Origin of the sequence: Streptomyces sp. NPDC059456 (assembly GCF_042750055.1) — a bacterium.
Classification (GTDB): Bacteria; Actinomycetota; Actinomycetes; order Streptomycetales; family Streptomycetaceae; genus Streptomyces.
In genome coordinates this window covers 1-4,313 of the sequence record NZ_JBHYVA010000713.1, presented here as the reverse complement: position 1 = coordinate 4,313, position 4,313 = coordinate 1, and the positions used below count along the sequence as shown (strand labels likewise).

Genomic DNA, 4,313 nt, shown 5'->3' with positions numbered 1-4,313 from the left:
TGGTCCCCAAGTACCGCGGGGACCTGGTGCAGGCGGCCGTGGTGACCGAGCGGATGCGCACGGGGTCCATCGAGTCGCTGCGCATCCCGTCGAACCCGCTCGACGTCCTCGCGCAGCAGCTGGTGGCGATGACCGCGATGGACACGTGGCAGCTGGACGAGCTGCTGGCGCTGGTGCGGCGGGCGGCGCCGTTCGCGGCGCTGCCGGAGTCGGCGTTCACCGCGGTCCTGGACATGCTGGCGGGCCGCTACCCGTCCGATGCGTTCGCGGAGCTCAGACCACGGGTGGTGTGGGACCGGGTGGCGGGGACGATCACCGGCCGGCCGGGGGCGCAGCGGCTCGCGGTCACCTCCGGCGGCACCATCCCCGACCGCGGGCTGTTCGGCGTGTTCCTCGCGGGCGCCGACCCGAAGAAGGGCGGCGGCCGGGTCGGCGAGCTCGACGAGGAGATGGTGTACGAGTCCCGCGTGGGGGACGTGTTCACGCTGGGCACGACCTCGTGGCGGATCGAGGACATCACCCGTGACCGGGTGCTGGTGTCCCCCGCGCCCGGGGTTCCGGGCCGGCTCCCGTTCTGGAAGGGGGACCAGCTGGGCCGCCCCCTCGAACTGGGCCGTGCGGTGGGCGCGTTCCTGCGCGAGCTCGGCGGCCTGGCGCAGGAGGACGCCCGGCTGCGCCTGGTGGCGGCCGGCCTCGACGCCTGGGCCGCGGAGAACGTGCTGGCGTACCTGGCGGAGCAGCGCGAGGCCTGCGGTCACGTCCCGGACGACCGGACCATCGTGGTCGAGCGGTTCCGTGACGAGCTCGGGGACTGGCGGGTCGTGGTCCATTCCCCGTTCGGCGCCCAGGTGCACGCCCCCTGGGCCCTGGCTCTCGGCGCCCGCCTCGCCAAGAAGTACGGGATGGACGCGCAGGTCATGCATGCGGACGACGGGATCGTGCTGCGGCTGCCCGATGCGGACCTGCTCTCGATGGACCTGCTCGACCACGACCCCACCGCTCCGCACGCCTTCGGGTTCGACGACGAGCAGGCCCCGCTGGGCGCCGCGGACGTCGCCTTCGAGCACGGGGAGGTCAACCGGATCGTCACGGACCAGGTGGGGGGCTCCGCGCTGTTCGCCTCCCGGTTTCGCGAGTGCGCGGCGCGCGCCCTGCTGCTGCCGCGCCGCAGCCCCGGCAAGCGCACCCCGCTGTGGCAGCAGCGCCAGCGGGCCTCCCAGCTGCTCCAGGTGGCCTCGGAGTTCGGGTCGTTCCCGATCGTGCTGGAAGCCGTACGGGAGTGCCTGCAGGACGTGTTCGACGTGCCGGGGCTGACGGAGCTGATGGGGGACATCGAGGCGCGCCGGGTCCGCCTGGTCGAGGTCACCACTCCCGAGCCGTCCCCCTTCGCCCGGTCGCTGCTCTTCGGGTACGTCGCCCAGTTCCTGTACGAGGGGGACTCGCCGCTCGCCGAGCGCAGGGCGGCCGCGCTCTCGCTGGACTCCCGCCTGCTGGCGGAGCTGCTCGGCCAGGCGGAGCTGCGCGAACTGCTCGACGCGCAGGTGCTGGAGGAACTGGAGCGGGAGCTGCAGTGGCTGACCGGGGACCGGCGGGCCAAGGACGCCGAGTCCGTCGCCGACCTGCTGCGCCTGCTCGGCCCGCTGACCACGGCCGAACTGGCCGAGCGGGGCGCCGATCCGGCCTGGCCCCGGGCCCTGGCCGACTCCCGCCGGGCCATCGCGGTCCGGATCGGCGGCGCGGACCACTGGGCGGCGATCGAGGACGCGGGCCGGCTGCGCGACGCGCTGGGCACGGCCCTGCCGGTCGGCGTCCCCGAGGCGTTCACCGAACCGGTCCGGGACCCCCTCGGCGACCTGCTGGCCCGCTACGCCCGCACCCACGGGCCGTTCACCACGGCCGCCGTCGCCGGCCGCTTCGGCCTGGGCACAGCGGTGACGGAGGGCGCGCTGCACCGGCTCGCGGCGGCGGGCCGGATCGTGCAGGGCGAGTTCCACCCGGCCGGCATCGGCCAGGAGTGGTGCGACGCGACCGTGCTGCGCAGGCTGCGCCGCCGCTCCCTGGCCGCGCTGCGCCAGGAGCTGGAGCCGGTCCCGCCGACCTCCCTGGCCACGTTCCTGCCGCAGTGGCAGCATCTGGGCGGTGCGCTGCGCGGCATCGACGGACTGGCCCGGGCCGTCGAACAGCTCCAGGGCGCCCCGGTGCCCGCCTCGGCGCTGGAACGGCTGATCCTCCCCTCGCGGGTGGCGGGCTACTCGCCGGCCCTGCTGGACGAGCTCACCACCACCGGGGAGGTGGTCTGGGCGGGCGCCGGGGCCCTCCCGGGCAAGGACGGCTGGGTCTCGCTGTACCTGGCGGACGCGGCCCCGTTGTTGCTGCCGCCGCCGCACCCGCTGGAGCTGACGCCCCTTCACCGGTCCGTGCTCGACACCCTGTCGGGCGGGTACGGGCTGTTCTTCCGTCAGCTCGCCGAGTCGGTGCGCGCCACGTGGTCCGAGGCCACCGACCTCGAACTGGCCGACGCCGTATGGGACCTGGCCTGGTCGGGCCGGCTGACCAATGACACGCTCGCTCCGCTGCGCTCACTGCTGGGCTCGGGCCGGACCGCGGGCGCCACCGCCCACCGGGCCCGGCGCACCGTCCCCCGCGGACGGTACGGGACGCTCGGCGCGCAGGTGTCCCGTCCGGGCCCGCCCACGGTCTCCGGCCGCTGGTCGCTGCTGCCCGCACAGGCGCCCGACGCCACCCACCGGGCCCATGCGCTGGCCCGGACGCTGCTGGACCGGCACGGCGTGGTCACGCGGGGTGCGGTGGCCGCGGAGGGCGTGGAGGGCGGCTTCAGCGCGGTCTACCGCGTCCTGTCAGCGTTCGAGGACAGCGGGCAGGCCCGCCGGGGTTATGTCGTGGAGGGCCTGGGCGCGGCCCAGTTCGCGATGGACGGCGCGGTGGACCGGCTGCGGTCGGCCGAGCGGACTCCGCCCCCGCTGGCGGCGGTGGTCCTGGCGGCCGCCGACCCGGCGAACGCGTACGGCGCGGCCCTGCCCTGGCCGGAGCCCCCGGCCGGGTCCACGCACAAGCCGGGCCGCAAGGCGGGTTCGCTGGTGGTCCTGGTCGACGGTGAGCTCGCCCTGTACGTGGAGCGGGGCGGCAAGACGCTGCTGGCGTGGCCCCCGGCGGAGGACCCGCGTCTCGCGGCGGCCACCGCGGCCCTGGTGGCGGCGTCCCGGTCCGGCACGCTCCCGGCGCTCACGGTGGAGCGCATCAACGCGGCCGCGGCGCTGACTTCGCCGCTGGGCCGGGCGCTGGAGGCCGCCGGATTCCACGCCACCCCGCGGGGACTGCGTCTGCGGACCTGAATCCGGCATTCCGGTCTCGAGCATTGCACTTACGTCCCGCTTATGTATTGAGCATGTCACGAAGGCCGTCTCAGGTGGCCGACCCGCCCCGTTCTCGACTATCAAGATCCACGCAGGCACCGAAAGCGAAGGTGTCTCGTCAAAAAATGAACATCATGGGGGACCAGAAAAGTGAGCACCAACGGTATGCGACGAGCAGCAACGGGCGTCATCGGTCTGGCGGTTGCCGGCACCCTGACGCTGACCGGCTGTAAGAACGGCAACGAGGAGGCCGCCCCGGCGCAGTCGAGCGCGCCGGCCACCCAGCCGAGCTCCCCGGAGGGCTACGGCTCCGCGCAGCCCTCCGCCCCGGCCAGCCCGGCCACCGGCGGCAGCGACGCGTCCGGCGGCGCCGCGGGTGGTGCCGCGGGCGCCCAGGCGAAGCCCGGCCAGACCTTCAAGATCGGCGAGACGGCGACCGTGCCGTTCAGCTACGGCAACACCAAGGGCGGCACCCTCGCCCTCACCGTCACCGCCGTCGAGCAGGGCCAGCCGGCCGACCTGGCGCCGCTCAACCTGGGCGACAAGGTGAAGGGGATGATCCCCTACTACGTCCGCTACTCGGTGAAGAACGTCGGCACCGTCGACCTCTCGTTCACCTCCGTGGGCCACGTGAAGGGCCTGCTCCCCGACGGCTCCGAGGCCCAGGGCGTCTCCGTCATCGGCAAGTTCGAGAAGTGCAAGGACGACGCGCTGCCGAAGGGCTTCACCAACGGCCAGACGCAGACCGGCTGCGCCATCGCCCTGGCCCCCTCGGCCCAGACGAAGGTCGTCGGCGCCGAGTACTGGGGCGACCCGTACAACAACCTGAGCAACGGCAAGGGCCTCTTCTGGAAGTAGTCGCCCGGCGGAAGCGCCGGCGGCCACCACCGCCCCTTCCCCTGCCCGGCCGAAGCCCCCCGCCCCCCCCCCCCGCCCCGC

The 4,313-nt window shown here is 74.5% G+C and carries 2 protein-coding genes; both read left to right on the top strand.

What is annotated here, in order from left to right; genetic code table 11:
- On the top strand, positions 1-3,353 hold a 3,353-nt coding region (locus tag ACFXA3_RS36970; RefSeq protein WP_385194650.1), incomplete at its 5' end, for a DEAD/DEAH box helicase.
- Between the two features lie 171 nt (positions 3,354-3,524).
- Entirely contained in the window at positions 3,525-4,232 is a 708-nt protein-coding gene (locus tag ACFXA3_RS36965) for a hypothetical protein (RefSeq protein ID WP_385194647.1), read from the top strand.
- Positions 4,233-4,313: the final 81 nt, after the last annotated feature.